Below are 14,887 nucleotides of genomic sequence, written 5' to 3'. Positions count from 1 at the left end.
GCAGCGCCCCCCTCCGCACTACCAGCGCAGCACCACCGAGCCCCAGCTGAGCCCGCCGCCGATCGCCTCGATCACCACGACATCGCCCGGCTTCAGCCGGTCCTCGCCATCGGCCACCGACAGCGCCAGCGGGATCGAGGCGGCCGAAGTATTGCCGTGATCGGCCACCGTCAGGACCACCTTCTCGATCGGCAGGCCCATCCTCTGCGCGGTCGCGGTGATGATCCGCATATTGGCCTGATGCGGCACCAGCCAGTCGACATCGCCCGGCGCAAGCCCGGCCTTTTCCAGCGCGGTGTGGGCGGTCCTGGCCAGCTTCTCGACGGCGTGGCGGAAGACCAGATTGCCCTGCATGCGCAGATGCCCGGCCGTGCCGGTGGTCGAGACCCCGCCATCGACATAGAGCAGATCGCGATAGGCGCCGTCGCTGTTCAGGTCGCTGGACAGGATGCCGCGGTCTCCGCTGGTGCCCGCGCCCTCCTGGGCCTCCAGCACCACGGCACCGGCACCGTCGCCGAACAGCACGCAGGTCGAACGGTCGGTCCAGTCCATGATGCGCGAGAAGGTCTCGGCGCCGATGACCAGGACCCGCTCGGCCAGCCCGCCGCGGATCATCGCATCGGCATTGGCCAGCGCAAAGACGAAGCCCGCGCAGACCGCCTGCACGTCATAGGCAAATCCGCGGGTCATGCCGAGGCCGGACTGCACCATGGTCGCGACGGCCGGGAAGGTGAAATCGGGGGTCGAGGTCGCCAGCACGATGCCGTCGATATCGCCCGCCGTCAGCCCGGCCCGGTCCAGCGCGGCCTGCGCGGCGCGGGTCGCCAGATCGCTGGTCGCCTGCCCCTCGGCCGCGAAATGCCGCCGCTCGATCCCCGAGCGGGTGCGGATCCATTCGTCGGTCGTGTCCAGCTTGTCCTCGAACCAGCTGTTCTCGACCACGCGCTCGGGCAGGTAATGACCGGTGCCGGTAATGACTGCGCGCCGGGTCACGATGCCGCCTCCGCTTCGCCACCGGTGCCGGCCGAGGCCGCGGCGCTTTGCGCCACGCGCGCGGCCAGCCGGTCCTGAAAGCCCGATTTCGCCAGCGTGAAGGCCAGCTTGATCGCCGCCGAGACGCCGGTCGCGTCAGCCGAGCCATGCGACTTGATGACGGTGCCGTTCAGGCCAAGGAAGATGCCGCCATTGACGCGGCGCGGGTCGATACGCTTTTGCAGGCGTTTCAGCGAGGTCATCGCCAGCAGGGCGGCAAATTTGGACATGATCGAATTGGCGAAGGCTGCTCTGAGAAATTCACCCACCAGCTTGGCCGTCCCTTCGCCGGTCTTCAAGGCAACATTTCCGGTAAACCCGTCGGTCACGATCACATCGACGCGCGACGAGGGCAGATCGCCGCCCTCGACGAAGCCCAGATAGTCGAAGCCGCCGCTGTCGGCCGCCGCCGCGATCAGCTCGTTGGCTTCCTTCAGTTCCGGGCGGCCCTTGTGTTCCTCGGTGCCGACATTCAGCAGCCCGACCCGCGGGCGCTGCACCATCAGCCCGTTGCGCGCGTAAGAGGCGCCCATCATCGCATATTGCAGCAGATCCGGGGCATCGGCGCGGATATCGGCGCCGACATCCAGCATGATGTTGAAGCCCTGCGGGTTCTTCGATGGCCAGAGGCAGGCGATGGCCGGACGGTTCACGCCCGGCAGCCTGCGCAGCCTGAGCATCGACAGCGCCATCAGCGCGCCGGTATTGCCGCAGCTGACGGCGGCGCCGGCCTCGCCCGAACGGACCGATTCGATGGCCGCCCACATCGAGCTGTCGCCACCCTTGCGCACCACCTGGCTGGGCTTGTCCTCCATCGTCACCACGCCGGGGGCGTGGCGGATGTCGCAGCGGCCGGCCAGATCCCGGCGGCGCGCGATCAGGCGGCTCAGCTCGGCCTCGTCGCCATGCACGACAAAGCTGATCTCGGGGTTCTTGCGGGCGCTTTCGGCCATGCCGGCCACCACGACCGCGGGGCCGCGGTCGCCGCCCATCGCGTCAACCGAAATCACCACGCTGCCCCGGTCCTCGGGGGCGCGCGGTGTTGGGTCTGTCGGGGAAGCGGCGGTCATCGGGTGGCGTTGCCGGCCCGGATCAGGCCGCGTCGTCGTCCAGGTCGATCTCGTTGGCCTGCGCGACCACTTCACGGTCGGCATAATGGCCACAGGACGGGCAGACGTGATGCGGGCGCTTCAGTTCGCCACAATTGGTGCATTCGTTCGGGTTCCCGGCCACCAGGGCGTCATGTGCGCGGCGCATGTTGCGCTTGGAGCGGGTTACGCGGTTCTGAGGGACAGCCATGTCACAACCTCGGTTCGGGGTACTGGCCGCGCGTGGGCGTCCATGCACCGTGTGTCTTGAATTCGTAAATGAACCGCGCAAATACGCGATGACGATGACGCCCGCAAGACCTTGCGGCGACGCATTTCCCTTAAATGCGCCAGATCCGCCCGCCAGCGCCAGCCCTGCCGCGGCGTGGCATGGCGCCGATGCGATCCTGTGACCTTCCTGCAACGCCGGGGAATCACCGCTCCGGCTCGTTGCCGTCACCTGTGCCGCCCAGCAGCCTGTCCAGCCCCGCGAAGGGGCGGCGGGTGTCGGTGGGGGGCTCATCCGGCGCGGCCGGGGCCAGTTCGGCGCCCTCGGCGCGGGGATAGTCCGGCAGCGCCAGCGTCAGTTCCTCGATCATCACCGCCGCGAGGTCGATGAACTGGCCAAGCGGCTCCTGCGTCTCGTCGGGCATCTCGATCCCGTCGCCCTCGGGGGCCGCCAGATGCGGCGAATAATGCCGCTCGACCGCCTCGTCGAGGCTGGTCCGGACCGGCTTCAGCGTCACCACGCAGGGCTGCACCACCGTTGCGGTCAGGCGCCCGGCCAGCGCCCAGCCCTCCCCGCCCTCGGCCCGGATCTCGCCCTGAAAGGCCAGCTTCGGCAGGCTGCTGAGACCCAGTTCCCCGGCGATGCCCTGCCGGGTCGCGGAATCGGGCTGCAACAGGAAGGGCGTCGGCTGGCGCGGGTTCAGATGGGCGACGCGCAGGCGATGGGTCAGCGGGGTCGGGGTGGTCATCGAGATCTTCGGGCGTCCTTCAAGGGGTGGTTTCCGACCGGGGGGGGTGTGCAAGCCTCGGTTGCGGATGGACATTCTTGAGCGCGGTGGCCGAGTTTGCTAAGCGGGGCGGGCCGCGTCAACCCGCCCGAGCAAAGGAAGTGCTTTCATGGCTGCCATCAGGAACCTGCTGATCCTGGCTTTTCTAGCCATATTCGCGCTTGCCGCCTGCGCTCCGGTCTATCGAAATCACGGCTTCATCCCGCCCGAGGAAGATCTGGCGCAGGTCGTGGTCGGGCAGACCAGCACGGCCGAACTGCCGGGGATGCTGGGCGTGCCGTCGACGCAGGGGGTGCTGACCGGCTCTGGCTGGTATTATGTCGGCTCGCGCTGGCGTATCTACGGGGCCGCCGAGCCGCAGGAGATCAACCGGCAGGTGGTGGCGATCTCGTTCGACGCGGGTGGCACCGTCACCAATGTCGAGCGATTCGGCCTTGAGCGCGGCCGTGTCGTGGTGCTGTCGCGCCGCGTGACCGAGGGCAGCATCACCGAGATCTCATTCGTCCGGCAGCTGCTTGGCAATCTCGGGAACTTCCAGGCCGCGGATATCGTCGACTGATCCGGCGGGGCGTGATTCGCCCCGGCCGTGCCCTTGTCCCATCGCGGCCGGGCGGGTAGGGCAGGGCCCTCACCGCAGAAGGCCCTGTCATGACCGCGCTTGATGATCTTGCCGCCACGCCCTTTCATGCCGCCACCGCCCCGCAGCGGTCGCAGATGCTGTCGCGCCTGGCGGATACGGAACTTTCCGTGGCGCTGACCGCCGAACCCGTGGGCGACCAAGTCGAGTTGCGCATCTTTCCGCTGGAGACGGGGCCGGTGGCGCTGGCCTGCGACAGCGAGGACCGGCTGGCCGGGTTCTTCGGGGCGCCGGTCGCCTATGCGGCGATGCCGGGCCGGGTCCTCGCCGAGATGCTGCGCGGCGCGGAAACCGGGCTTCTGGTCAATCCGGGCCATCCGTCCGAGATGCTGCTGGATGCGGCGATGCTGGACTGGCTGTCGGGGGCGCTGGCCGTCGCACCCGAGACAGGCGAGGCCCGCCTGCACCTGACCGGACCCGCACCCGAAACGGTCGCCGCATTGGCCGGGCCGCTGGCCGCGCGCCTCGGCGACATGCGCGGGCTGATCAGCGGGGCGGCGCTGGCCGGGGTGCGGGGCGAGGCCGGGATCGCCGGGCATCTGCTGCTGATCTCGGGCGCCGGGGCCGGGCATCAGCCGGCCATTGCCAAGGCGCTGGCCGAGGCGCTGGCCTTTCTGCCGCCGCAGTCGGGCGGGGTGGACATCAGCTTTTCCGAGGCCGCGCCGCCGCCCACTGCCCTGCGTTTCGACCTGACCCTGCCCGAGGTGCCGGCGCCTCCTGCCGGCCCGAAAGGCCCGCCGATCCTGCGCTGAGCGATCTGGGCGGTTGCGCGGTTGTCATCAAACTGACAGAACGAACGCATGCAATTGCGACACAAGGCTCTGTCCGTCCATCTGCTGACCGCGACCGGCGCGGTTCTGGCCATGCTGGCAATGCTGGCGGCGGCAGAGGGCAGATGGTCGCTCATGTTCCTGTGGCTGGTCGTGGCGCTGGTGGTCGATGGCGTCGATGGCCCGCTGGCCCGGCGCTATCATGTCAAGAGCAACTGGCCCACCTATGACGGTGTGCTGATGGATCTGATCATCGACTATCTGACCTATGTCTTCATCCCCGCCTTCGCGCTGTTCCAGTCGGGGCTGCTGTCGGGCTGGACCGGCTGGTTCGCGGTGCTGGTGATCGTCTATGGCAGCGTCATCTATTTCGCCGATACGCGGATGAAGACGACCGACAATTCCTTTGCCGGCTTTCCCGGCTGCTGGAACATGGTGGTGCTGGTGCTGTTCGCCACCCGGCCGCACTGGACGGTGATCCTGGTCATCGTGGTCGCGCTGACCGTCGCCATGTTCACAAACATCAAGTTCATCCATCCCGTGCGGACCGAGCGCTGGCGGGCAGTCTCCCTGCCGGTGGCGATCCTGTGGGTGGTCTTCGCCGGCCGCGCCGCCTGGGTCGATTTCCACCCGTCAAGCTGGGCGATCTGGGGGCTGGTGCTGACCTCGCTGTGGCTGATGCTGGCCGGGGCGGTACAGCAATTGCTGCCGCAGCGCGCCTGACGCGCAAAACCGCCGGGACCGTCGTCGCGCGAGGCCGCCGTTACCAGCCGCTCAGTGATCCATCGCGTGCGGATAGCCCGCGAAGCGACGGGCGATGGCCTTTACCCGCATCACGTCATCCTCGGTGGCACAAGAGATGATGTTGCCGACGTACTTCAGCACTTCGGAACGTTCGGCCGGAAAGGCCCAGCCACGAACAAAAAAGGCGGGGCCGCGATGGCCCCGCCCGGTGTCGTGTCGCCGTAGGAGTTCAGGCGAACTTCCGGATTTCGCCCGATTTCAGCCGCGACAGATAGCTGTGCATCTCGCGCTTGACGATCGGCATCAGGAAGTACAGCGCGAAGATATTGACCACCGCCATCGAGAAGATCGCCGCGTCCGAGAAGTCGATCACCGGGCCGAGGCTGGCCGCGGCGCCGATCCAGGTGAAGACGCAGAAGATCACCTTGAAGGTCAGCTCTTTCGTGTGACCCTCGCCGAACAGGAAGGTCCAGGCCTTCAGCCCGTAATAGCTCCACGAGATCATCGTCGAGAAGGCGAAGAGGACCACCGCGACGGCCAGCACATAGCGGAACCAGCCGAAGGCGCTGCTGAAGGCGGCCGAGGTCAGGGCGACGCCCGTGCTGCCGTCGGCGGTCTGGATCGCGGTGCCGGCCTCGTTCAGGATCACCTGGCCGGTGGCAGGATCGATCATCAGCTGGCCGGTGATGATGATGACCAGCGCGGTCATGGTGCAGATCACCACGGTGTCGATGAAGGGTTCCAGCAGCGAGACGAAGCCCTCGGTGATCGGCTCCTTGGTGCGCACGGCCGAATGGGCGATGGCGGCGGAACCGACGCCGGCCTCGTTCGAGAAGGCGGCGCGGCGGAAGCCCTGGATCAGCGCGCCGACCATGCCGCCGGCGATGCCGAGGCCGGTGAAGGCGCCCTCGAAGATCTGGCCGAAGGCGGTGCCGATCTGGTCGAAGTTCATCAGGATGATGATCAGCGCCGTGCCGACATAGAGGATGCCCATGAAGGGGACGACCTTCTCGGTCACGCGGGCGATGGATTTCAACCCGCCGACGATGACCAGGAAGACCACCACGGCAAAGACCAGCCCGGTGATCCAGCCGGGATAATCGCCGAACACATTGGCGATCTGGGCATGGGCCTGATTGGACTGGAACATGTTGCCGCCCCCGAACGAGCCGAGGATGCAGAAGATCGCGAACAGGATAGCCAGGAACTTGCCGCCGGGCAGGTTCCGCTCGGCAAAGCCCTTGACCATGTAATACATCGGCCCGCCCGAGACGGTGCCGTCGTCATATTCGTTGCGATACTTCACGCCCAGGGTGCATTCGGTGAATTTCGACGCCATGCCCAGAAGGCCGGCGAGGATCATCCAGAAGGTGGCACCCGGGCCGCCGATGCCGACGGCGACCGCGACCCCGGCGATATTGCCAAGCCCGACCGTGCCCGACAGCGCCGTCGCCAGCGCCTGGAAATGACTGACCTCGCCCGCGTCATTGGGGTCGGAATAATCGCCCCTGACCAGTGCAATGGAATGCGGGAAGGCGCGGAACTGGATAAAGCCGAAATAGATGGAAAAGACCGTCGCGGCGATCACCAGCCAGGCAACGATCCAGGGATAGTTGGTTCCGGGAAAATTCGAGAAGATGAAGCTGACATAGGGGCCGGTCGCGGTGGCGAAGACCTCGTTCACCTTTTCATCAAGGCTCTGGGCCATTGCCGGGGCTGCGGTCAGCAGGCCGGCAGACAAAGCGGCCGGCGCCAGAAGGTTTGTGTGTCGTGTCATGTAGTTCCTCCCCTTGTATCGTTTACGGCACGATCGTCACCGGCACCGGCGCGACCTGCGCCAGCGTGCCCGCGACCGAGCCGAAGATGCGGCTGGACAGGCCCGAATTGCCCATCCGGCCGATGAAGATCAGCGCCGCGCCCTCATCGCGGGCGATGTCGCACAGCGTTTCGGCGATGTGCCCGTATTTCATCACCGAAGCGACCGGGATGCCCGCCGCCTCGACGGTCTTGACGACGGGATCGATGATTGCCTCCTTGGCGCGGGTCAGCTCCTCCTGACGGCGCTTGTGGCGTTCCTCGATCTCGTTCGGGGTGAGGAAGCTGTAGGGCGACCATTCCAGAACATGGGCGATCAGGATGCTGTCGCCCTGTGCCTTGGCGCGGCTGATGGCGAAGTCCAGTGCACGACGCGAGGCGTCGCTGCCGTCGAAGCCGACGACGATCTTTCGTGACATGTTACCCCCTGCGGTTGTTTTTCGTTCACGTCAGTGCCGGTCCCTTGCCACGGGGCGGATTTCAGAGCCAGAAAAACATGACGAAATCGTGATAGTGCCGGCCTTTCGGATGGTGCTTCGTCATTTTGACTGGTTGACAGTAAAAAATGACTGCGCGGCGGCGAATCGCCGTCGCTCCAAGCACGGATGACATCTTTTCGCTTTCCAAGTGACGCCACGGGCTGCATAGTCCGCGCCATGACTCGGATGCGCCAAATCGCCACCGCCACCACCGCGCCCTTCGGCGCGCGTCTGGCCGTGCAGCTCCGCGGTCTGCTGCTTCTTACGCTGCGCTGAGCGGGTCTTCCGGGCCGCCGCTCAGTCAGGTCCGTGCCCGGATCCTTCCTGACCAGACCGCGTAAGAAAGACCAGGCCATGACCGACAGCAATCACGTCTATATCTTCGACACCACCCTGCGCGATGGCGAGCAGTCGCCCGGCGCCACCATGTCCCATGCCGAAAAGCTGGAAATCGCCCAGATGCTGGACGAGATGGGCGTGGATATCATCGAGGCGGGCTTTCCCATCGCCTCGGAGGGCGATTTCGCCGCCGTCACGGAAATCGCCAAACAGGCGAAGAACAGCGTCATCTGCGGGCTGGCCCGCGCGCAGCTGCCCGATATCGACCGCTGCTGGGAGGCGGTGAAACATGCCCGCCGCCCGCGCATCCATACCTTCATCGGCACCTCGCCGCTGCACCGGGCCATTCCCAATCTGGACATGGACCAGATGGCCGAGCGGATCGAACAGACCGTCACCCATGCCCGCAACCTGTGCGACAACGTGCAGTGGTCGCCGATGGATGCCACGCGCACCGAACATGACTACCTGTGCCGGGTGGTCGAGATCGCCATCAAATGCGGCGCCACCACGATCAACATCCCCGACACGGTGGGCTACACCGCGCCGCGCGAAAGCGCCGATCTGATCCGCATGCTGCTGGAGCGGGTGCCGGGCGCCGATCGGGTGATCTTCGCCACCCATTGCCACAACGATCTGGGCATGGCGACGGCGAACAGCCTCGCGGCCGTCGAGGCCGGCGCGCGGCAGATCGAATGCACCATCAACGGCCTGGGCGAGCGCGCCGGCAATACCGCGCTGGAAGAGGTGGTGATGGCGATGCGCGTGCGCCACGACATCATGCCCTATGACACAGGCATCGACACGACCAAGATCATGGGGCTGTCGCGCCGGGTGGCGCAGGTCTCGGGCTTTCCGGTGCAGTTCAACAAGGCGATCGTCGGCAAGAACGCCTTTCTGCACGAAAGCGGCATCCATCAGGACGGCGTGCTGAAGAATGTCGAAACCTTCGAGATCATGCGCCCCGCCGATATCGGCCTGAACGAGACCAACATCGCCATGGGCAAGCATTCCGGCCGCGCCGCGTTGCGCGCCAAGCTGGCCGATCTGGGCTATGAGGTGGGCGACAACCAGCTGAAGGACATCTTCGTGCGCTTCAAGGCCTTGGCCGACCGCAAGAAAGAGGTCTATGACGACGATATCGTCGCGCTGGTGCAGGACGCTGCCGCCAATACCGGCGAGGATCACCTGCAGGTCAAGCATCTGCGCGTGGTCTGCGGCAGCGACGGTCAGTCCGCCGATCTGACCATGTTGGTCGATGGCGCAGAGAAAAGCGTCCATGCCACCGGCGATGGCCCCGTGGACGCCTGTTTCAATGCGGTGAAACAGATCTTCCCGCATAACGCCCGGCTGAAGCTGTATCAGGTGCATGCCGTGACCGAGGGCACCGACGCGCAGGCCACGGTCAGCGTGCGGATGGAAGAGGACGGCCGTATCGTCAACGGCCAGTCGGCGGATACCGACACGATCCTGGCCTCGGTCAAGGCCTATGTCGGCGCGCTGAACCACCTGATCGTGCGCCGCGAGATGGCCGGCAAGGACGACAAGCAGATCAGCATGTATTCGCACTGATCCGGACACAGATGGAACAGGACGCCGGGCGGTCATCGCCCGGCGTCTTTCGTTTCAGTCTGTGGATCAGGGGGCGTCCGCGTCGTCGCCCGGGTGCTGCCGCGCGTCCAGCGTCAACTGCATGAAGGCCAGATCCAGCCATTTGCCGAATTTCGTGCCGACCTGGGTCAATTCACCGGCGGGTCGGAAGCCAAGCTTTTCGTGCAGCCTGATCGAGCCGGCATTCCCGGCCTCGATCCCCGCAACCATGACATGCTTGCCCAGTGTCCGCGCTCGTTCGATCAGCGCGGACATCAGCAGCCCGCCGATCCCGCACCCGCGCGCCTCGGCCGAGACATAGACCGAATGTTCGACCGTATGGCGATAGCCGTCAAAGGCGCGCCAATCCCCGAAGGAGGCATATCCCATGACCCTGCCCTCGGGGGTGACGGCGACCAGCACCGGATAGCCCGCGCGCTGCCGGTCCTGCAGCCAGGCCAGGCGGTTCTCGGCGTCGACGGTAGCATCGTTCCAGATCGCCGTCGTCCGGGTCACAGCATCGTTGTAGATGACGAGGATCCCTTCGATATCCTGCGGTCCGGCATCGCGAATCTGCATCTCTTCCGCTCCGTATGGTCAACCGGCCCAATCTGCGGCTTTTGCCCTGGCCGCGAAAGCCGTTTCATCGCTTCGGCGGCAGGTCGCGCGCTGCACCCGGATGTGGCGTTTCCATCCGGGGAGGTAAACGCAATCTTAACCATTCCGGCGTTATGCCTCGCCCGGCCGTGATGCCCCGCAATTGCCCGAAACGGGGCTTTCAACCTCCGGCCGAGACTTTTATACGGGACCACGCCGTAATGCGGGTCGATTCCGTCATGTGGCGCTTGAGGAAATCGGGCAGGCCGGGGAAACCGGCGCGAGTGGGGATTACAGGCATGGCATTCGGCGGATTGTTTTCGACCGACATCGCAATCGATTTGGGCACGGCGAACACGCTGATCTATGTCAAGGGCAAGGGCATCATCCTGAACGAGCCCTCGGTTGTCGCCTATCACGTCAAGGACGGCAAGCGGCAGGTGCTGGCCGTGGGTGAGGACGCCAAGCTGATGCTGGGCCGCACGCCGGGCTCGATCGAGGCGATCCGGCCGATGCGCGAGGGCGTCATCGCCGATTTCGACAGCGCCGAAGAGATGATCAAGCATTTCATCAAGAAGGTCTTCAAGCGCACGAGCTTTTCCAAGCCCAAGGTCATCGTCTGCGTGCCGCATGGCGCCACCCCGGTCGAGAAACGCGCGATCCGCCAGTCGGTGCTGTCGGCGGGCGCGCGCAAGGCCGGACTGATCGCGGAACCGATCGCCGCCGCCATCGGCGCCGGCATGCCAATCACCGAGCCGACCGGCTCGATGGTCGTGGATATCGGCGGCGGCACCACCGAGGTGGCGGTGCTGTCGCTGGGCGATGTGGTCTATGCGCGTTCGGTCCGGATCGGCGGCGACCGCATGGACGAGGCGCTGATCAACTATCTGCGCCGCAACCAGAACATGCTGATCGGCGATTCGACGGCCGAGCGGGTCAAGACCTCGATCGGCACCGCGCGGATGCCCGATGACGGGCGCGGCGCCACGATCATGGTGCGCGGCCGCGATCTTCTGAACGGCATCCCGAAGGAGATCGAGATCAGCCAAGCCATGCTGGCCGAGGCGCTGACCGAGCCGATGCAGGCGATCTGCGAGGCGGTGATGGTGGCGCTTGAGGCCACGCCGCCGGATCTGGCCGCCGATATCGTCGACCGCGGCGTCATGCTGACCGGTGGCGGCGCGATGCTGGGCGATCTGGATCTGGCGCTGCGCGAACAGACCGGGCTGTCGATCACCCTGGCCGACCAGCCGATGAGCTGCGTGGCGCTGGGCACCGGCAAGGCGCTGGAATTCGAGAAACAGCTGCGCCACGTCATCGATTACGACAGCTGAGCCGGCCCGACGGAGGCGCTGAATGGCGCGCAAGGGACCAGATTTCGCCACACCGATCCGGCGCGTGCTGATCGCGCTGCTGGCGATTGTCCTGCTGGCGCTGTTCCTGTTCTGGCGCATCGACAGCCCGCGGGCCGAACGCATGCGGATCGCGCTGATCGACCGTTTCGTGCCCAGCTTCGAATGGGCGCTGGTGCCGGTCACCAAGGTCAGCCAGATGGTCGCGGGCTTCCAGTCCTATGCCCGCATCTACGAACAGAACCAGGAATTGCGCCGCGAGTTGCAGAAGATGCAGGCCTGGCGCGAGGCGGCGGTGCAGCTTGAGCAGGAAAACTCGAAACTTCTGGCGCAGAACAATGTCCGCATCGACCCGGCTCTGACCAGCGTGACCGGGTTGGTCACGGTGGACAGCGGCTCGGCCTTCCGGCAATCGGTGCTGCTGAACGTGGGCGCGCAGGACGGCATCATCGACGGCTGGGCGACGATGGACGGGCTGGGGCTGGTCGGCCGCATCTCGGGCGTGGGCGAGCGCACCAGCCGGGTGGTGCTGCTGACCGATCCCTCATCGCGGATTCCGGTGACCCTGCAACCCTCGGGCGAACGGGCCTTGCTGACCGGCGACAATACCTCGCTGCCGTTTCTGGATTTCATCGAGAACCTCGACGATGTGCGGCCCGGCGACCGGGTGGTGACCTCGGGCGATGGCGGCGTGTTCCCGCCGGGCCTGCTGGTCGGGCAGGTGGTGCAGGGCAGCGACGGGCGGATGCGGTTGCGCATGGCCGCCGATTACGGCCGGCTGGAATTCCTGCGCGTGCTGCGCTCGCATCCGGCCGAGGCGGTGACGGATTCCGATGCCATCATCACACCGCGCCAGAGCGGGCCGATCGGGCCGCAACTGCCGGCATCGCGGGTCGATGCGGCGCAGGCCGCCGATCCGCTGTCCACGGGCACAGAAAATGATTGAGGGTCCGGGCAGGCCGGCTTTGGTCGGAACGATCCTGTTCGGGCTGTGCATGGGGCTGCTTCTGTTCCTGCGGCTGCTGCCGCTGTCCACCGGGCTGACCGGCTGGCCTGGCCCGGATCTGGGCCTGTGCCTGACGCTTGCCTGGGTGCTGCGCCGCCCCGACCAGTTGCCGGCGCCGGCGATCGCGCTGGTCTTTCTGGTCGAGGATCTGGTGCTGTTGCGCCCGGTCGGCCTTTGGGCCGTGGCGGTGCTTCTGGGCAGCGAGGCCGCACGCCTGCGTGAGCACCGTTGGCGGGGCCAGCCATTCATGGTTGAATGGTTGCGCGTCGCCCTGCTGATCGGCGCGATGATGCTGGGTTATCGCATCGTGTCGCTGTTGTTTCTGGTACCGGTTCCGGCCCTGGGACAGGTGATCCTGCAATTTCTGGCAACGACGATGGCCTATCCGCTGGTCGTCGTCGTCGCCCGACTGCTGCTGGGGCTGCGCCGGATCACCCCCTCCGAGGCCGAGATGATGAGATACAAGGGATGAGGAAATCGCCGCGCGACACCCAGGACGGAACCCGCCGCATCGGCCGGCGCGGTCTGATGCTGGCCGGCATCCAGCTGGGCGTGGTGACCACGCTGGGGCTGCGGCTGCGCTCGATGCAGCTGGATCATGCCGAGGAATACCGGCTGCTGTCCGATGGCAACTCGATCAAGATCCGGCTGCTGCCACCGGCGCGCGGACTGATCCTCGACCGCAACGGCCTGGTGGTTGCCGGCAACGAACAGAACTACCGCGTAACCCTGACCCGCGAGGAGGCCGGCGGCGATGTAAGGCCGGTGCTGGACCGGCTGTCGCAACTGATCCCGATCAGCGACGAGCGTATGGCCGAACTTCTGGAAGAATTTTCCAAACGCAGCGCGATCACCCCGATCGTGCTGGCCGACCGGCTGAGCTGGGCACAGTTCAGCTCGATCGCGGTGAATGCCCCCTCGCTGGCCGGGGTGACCCCCGAATCCGGCCTGTCCAGGTCCTATCCCCGCGCCGGCGATCTGGCGCATGTGCTGGGCTATGTCGGCCCGGTCTCGGATTACGACCTCTCGAAGATCGAGGATCCGGACCCGGTGCTGATGCTGCCGGAATTCCAGCTGGGGAAGGTCGGGGTCGAGACCAAGCTCGAGGCGGATCTGCGCGGCAAGGCCGGCACCCGCCGGGTCGAGGTGAACAGCGCCGGACGCGAGATGCGCGAACTCGGCCGGCAGGAGGGCGAGCAGGGCGCCACCGTGCAGCTGACCGTCGATGCGCGGCTGCAGAACTATGCCGCGCAGCGCATGGGCGAGGAAAGTGCCGCCGCCGTGGTCATGGATGTCCAGAACGGCGATCTTCTGGCGATCTGCTCCTCGCCCAGCTTCGATCCGAACAAGTTCGTACGCGGCATTTCCAGCCCGGATTACCGGGCGCTGATGGAACATGATCACCGCCCGCTGGCCGACAAGACCGTGCAGGGCGTCTATCCGCCCGGCTCGACCTTCAAGATGGTGGTCCTGCTGGCGGGGCTCGAATCGGGCCTGATCAATTCCGGCACAAGGTTCTATTGCCCGGGCTTCGTCGAGGTCGGCGGCCGCCGCTTCCATTGCTGGCGGCGCGGCGGACATGGCACGATGAACCCGATCCAGAGCCTCGAGCAAAGCTGCGATGTCTTCTATTACGAACTGGCGCAGCGCATCGGCATCGACCGGATCGGGGCCATGGCCCGGCGGCTGGGCGTCGGCATCCAGCATGACCTGCCGATGTCGGCCGTGGCCGAGGGAATCGCCCCCGACCGCGCCTGGAAACGCGCCCGCTATGACCAGGAATGGCTGATCGGCGACAGCATCAACGCCTCGATCGGGCAGGGCTATGTTCTGGCCTCGCCGCTGCAACTGGCGGTGATGACGGCGCGGGTGGCCTCGGGGCGCGAGGTGGTGCCGCGGCTGATCCGGGCGCTTGACGGCATCGCGCAGCAGGTTCCCGAAGCCGCGTCGCTGGGCCTGTCCGAGGAGCATCTGCGTCAGGCCCGCGACGGCATGGACGCGGTGATGAACGGCGCGCGCGGCACCGCGCGGCGCGCCCGGATCATCGCCGATGACTGGCGCATGGCCGGCAAGACCGGCACCAGCCAGGTCCGCAACATCACCGCGGCCGAACGCGCCCGTGGCGTCATCAGCAACGACCAGTTGCCATGGAACCGCCGCGACCATGCGCTGTTTGTCTGCTATGCGCCGGTGCATGCACCGCGCTACGCGGTGTCGGTGGTGGTCGAACATGGCGGCGGCGGCTCGACCGCAGCGGCGCCCATCGGCCGCGACATCCTGCTGTTCGCGCTCGAGGGTGGGCTGCCGCCGCTGGAGGCGGTGCCCTCGGACCAGCGCGCGGCGATGGAGGCGCGCCACAACGCCATGCATCTCTACACGCCCGAGCCGCCGCGGCCGACCCGGTCGCGGGCCTGAGGGGAGG

The 14,887-nt window shown here is 66.5% G+C and carries 15 protein-coding genes; 8 read left to right on the top strand and 7 right to left on the bottom strand.

The window, feature by feature from the left end; translation table 11 throughout:
- Nucleotides 1-18 precede the first annotated feature (18 nt).
- From KNW02_RS09545 to KNW02_RS09530, 4 genes are all read right to left on the bottom strand, one after another.
- The gene (locus tag KNW02_RS09545) at nt 19-993 is read right to left on the bottom strand and encodes a beta-ketoacyl-ACP synthase III (RefSeq protein ID WP_216033040.1); all 975 of its coding nucleotides are present in this window, start codon (nt 991-993) and stop codon (nt 19-21) included.
- Nucleotides 990-2,102: a phosphate acyltransferase PlsX gene (gene plsX / locus KNW02_RS09540; RefSeq protein WP_216033039.1), complete on the bottom strand. Its 1,113-nt coding sequence runs from the start codon at nt 2,100-2,102 to the stop codon at nt 990-992. Before plsX ends, KNW02_RS09545 begins: the two co-directional genes overlap by 4 nt.
- Before the next feature lie 22 nt (nt 2,103-2,124).
- Entirely contained in the window at nt 2,125-2,331 is a 207-nt protein-coding gene (rpmF, locus tag KNW02_RS09535) for a 50S ribosomal protein L32 (protein WP_072296409.1), read from the bottom strand.
- 223 nt (nt 2,332-2,554) lie between these two features.
- Complete coding sequence (locus KNW02_RS09530) at nt 2,555-3,097, bottom strand: YceD family protein (RefSeq protein WP_216033038.1); 543 nt, start codon at nt 3,095-3,097, stop codon at nt 2,555-2,557.
- Between the two features lie 148 nt (nt 3,098-3,245).
- Between KNW02_RS09530 and KNW02_RS09525 the strand changes: the two genes are divergently transcribed.
- From KNW02_RS09525 to KNW02_RS09515, 3 genes are all read left to right on the top strand, one after another.
- On the top strand, nt 3,246-3,695 hold the full coding sequence (locus KNW02_RS09525) for an outer membrane protein assembly factor BamE (RefSeq protein WP_216033037.1): 450 nt from the start codon (nt 3,246-3,248) through the stop codon (nt 3,693-3,695).
- An 89-nt stretch (nt 3,696-3,784) separates the two neighbouring features.
- A complete protein-coding gene (locus KNW02_RS09520) occupies nt 3,785-4,525 on the top strand; it encodes an SseB family protein (RefSeq protein WP_216033036.1) in 741 nt (246 codons plus the stop codon).
- Nucleotides 4,526-4,573: 48 nt separating this feature from the next.
- Nucleotides 4,574-5,266 (top strand): CDP-alcohol phosphatidyltransferase family protein, encoded by a 693-nt coding sequence (locus tag KNW02_RS09515; RefSeq protein WP_216033035.1) that lies wholly within the window; start codon nt 4,574-4,576, stop codon nt 5,264-5,266.
- A gap of 250 nt (nt 5,267-5,516) precedes the next feature.
- On the opposite strand, the gene KNW02_RS09510 is transcribed toward KNW02_RS09515, so the two are convergent.
- Together KNW02_RS09510 and KNW02_RS09505 are read right to left on the bottom strand one after the other, a co-directional pair.
- Nucleotides 5,517-6,995: an alanine/glycine:cation symporter family protein gene (locus KNW02_RS09510; RefSeq protein ID WP_431356752.1), complete on the bottom strand. Its 1,479-nt coding sequence runs from the start codon at nt 6,993-6,995 to the stop codon at nt 5,517-5,519.
- A gap of 91 nt (nt 6,996-7,086) precedes the next feature.
- A complete protein-coding gene (locus tag KNW02_RS09505) occupies nt 7,087-7,521 on the bottom strand; it encodes a universal stress protein (RefSeq protein ID WP_216033033.1) in 435 nt (144 codons plus the stop codon).
- A gap of 414 nt (nt 7,522-7,935) precedes the next feature.
- Here KNW02_RS09505 and KNW02_RS09500 point away from each other — a divergent pair, with 414 nt between their 5' ends.
- Nucleotides 7,936-9,492 (top strand): 2-isopropylmalate synthase, encoded by a 1,557-nt coding sequence (locus tag KNW02_RS09500; protein WP_216033032.1) that lies wholly within the window; start codon nt 7,936-7,938, stop codon nt 9,490-9,492.
- A 66-nt stretch (nt 9,493-9,558) separates the two neighbouring features.
- Here the strand turns inward: KNW02_RS09500 and KNW02_RS09495 are convergent, their stop codons facing one another.
- Nucleotides 9,559-10,089: a GNAT family N-acetyltransferase gene (locus KNW02_RS09495; protein ID WP_216033031.1), complete on the bottom strand. Its 531-nt coding sequence runs from the start codon at nt 10,087-10,089 to the stop codon at nt 9,559-9,561.
- Between the two features lie 317 nt (nt 10,090-10,406).
- Between KNW02_RS09495 and KNW02_RS09490 the strand changes: the two genes are divergently transcribed.
- The 4 genes from KNW02_RS09490 to mrdA are packed head-to-tail and all read left to right on the top strand — an operon-like array spanning nt 10,407 to nt 14,880.
- A complete protein-coding gene (locus tag KNW02_RS09490; protein ID WP_216033030.1) occupies nt 10,407-11,441 on the top strand; it encodes a rod shape-determining protein in 1,035 nt (344 codons plus the stop codon).
- A gap of 22 nt (nt 11,442-11,463) precedes the next feature.
- A complete protein-coding gene (gene mreC / locus KNW02_RS09485; RefSeq protein ID WP_216033029.1) occupies nt 11,464-12,405 on the top strand; it encodes a rod shape-determining protein MreC in 942 nt (313 codons plus the stop codon).
- Nucleotides 12,398-12,937, top strand: coding sequence for a rod shape-determining protein MreD (locus KNW02_RS09480; protein WP_216033028.1), 540 nt, complete (start codon nt 12,398-12,400; stop codon nt 12,935-12,937). Before mreC ends, KNW02_RS09480 begins: the two co-directional genes overlap by 8 nt.
- Nucleotides 12,934-14,880: a penicillin-binding protein 2 gene (mrdA, locus tag KNW02_RS09475; protein ID WP_216033027.1), complete on the top strand. Its 1,947-nt coding sequence runs from the start codon at nt 12,934-12,936 to the stop codon at nt 14,878-14,880. The genes KNW02_RS09480 and mrdA overlap by 4 nt, the downstream gene beginning before the upstream one ends.
- Nucleotides 14,881-14,887: the final 7 nt, after the last annotated feature.

The organism is Paracoccus marinaquae, from assembly GCF_018860165.1.
Lineage (GTDB): Bacteria > Pseudomonadota > Alphaproteobacteria > Rhodobacterales > Rhodobacteraceae > Paracoccus > Paracoccus marinaquae.
Note: the sequence above shows the minus strand (reverse complement) of the source record. Positions and strands in the feature narration are given on the sequence as shown.

What these genes read in the sequence shown, in the direction of transcription:
- plsX (WP_216033039.1), bottom strand. Translation starts at nt 2,102, where the DNA reads ATGACCGCCGCTTCCCCGACAGACCCAACACCGCGCGCCCCCGAGGAC.
- rpmF (WP_072296409.1), bottom strand. Translation starts at nt 2,331, where the DNA reads ATGGCTGTCCCTCAGAACCGCGTAACCCGCTCCAAGCGCAACATGCGC.
- KNW02_RS09530 (WP_216033038.1), bottom strand. Translation starts at nt 3,097, where the DNA reads ATGACCACCCCGACCCCGCTGACCCATCGCCTGCGCGTCGCCCATCTG.
- KNW02_RS09525 (WP_216033037.1), top strand. Translation starts at nt 3,246, where the DNA reads ATGGCTGCCATCAGGAACCTGCTGATCCTGGCTTTTCTAGCCATATTC.
- KNW02_RS09520 (WP_216033036.1), top strand. Translation starts at nt 3,785, where the DNA reads ATGACCGCGCTTGATGATCTTGCCGCCACGCCCTTTCATGCCGCCACC.
- KNW02_RS09515 (WP_216033035.1), top strand. Translation starts at nt 4,574, where the DNA reads ATGCAATTGCGACACAAGGCTCTGTCCGTCCATCTGCTGACCGCGACC.
- KNW02_RS09510 (WP_431356752.1), bottom strand. Translation starts at nt 6,995, where the DNA reads ATGGCCCAGAGCCTTGATGAAAAGGTGAACGAGGTCTTCGCCACCGCG.
- KNW02_RS09505 (WP_216033033.1), bottom strand. Translation starts at nt 7,521, where the DNA reads ATGTCACGAAAGATCGTCGTCGGCTTCGACGGCAGCGACGCCTCGCGT.
- KNW02_RS09500 (WP_216033032.1), top strand. Translation starts at nt 7,936, where the DNA reads ATGACCGACAGCAATCACGTCTATATCTTCGACACCACCCTGCGCGAT.
- KNW02_RS09495 (WP_216033031.1), bottom strand. Translation starts at nt 10,089, where the DNA reads ATGCAGATTCGCGATGCCGGACCGCAGGATATCGAAGGGATCCTCGTC.
- KNW02_RS09490 (WP_216033030.1), top strand. Translation starts at nt 10,407, where the DNA reads ATGGCATTCGGCGGATTGTTTTCGACCGACATCGCAATCGATTTGGGC.
- mreC (WP_216033029.1), top strand. Translation starts at nt 11,464, where the DNA reads ATGGCGCGCAAGGGACCAGATTTCGCCACACCGATCCGGCGCGTGCTG.
- KNW02_RS09480 (WP_216033028.1), top strand. Translation starts at nt 12,398, where the DNA reads ATGATTGAGGGTCCGGGCAGGCCGGCTTTGGTCGGAACGATCCTGTTC.
- mrdA (WP_216033027.1), top strand. Translation starts at nt 12,934, where the DNA reads ATGAGGAAATCGCCGCGCGACACCCAGGACGGAACCCGCCGCATCGGC.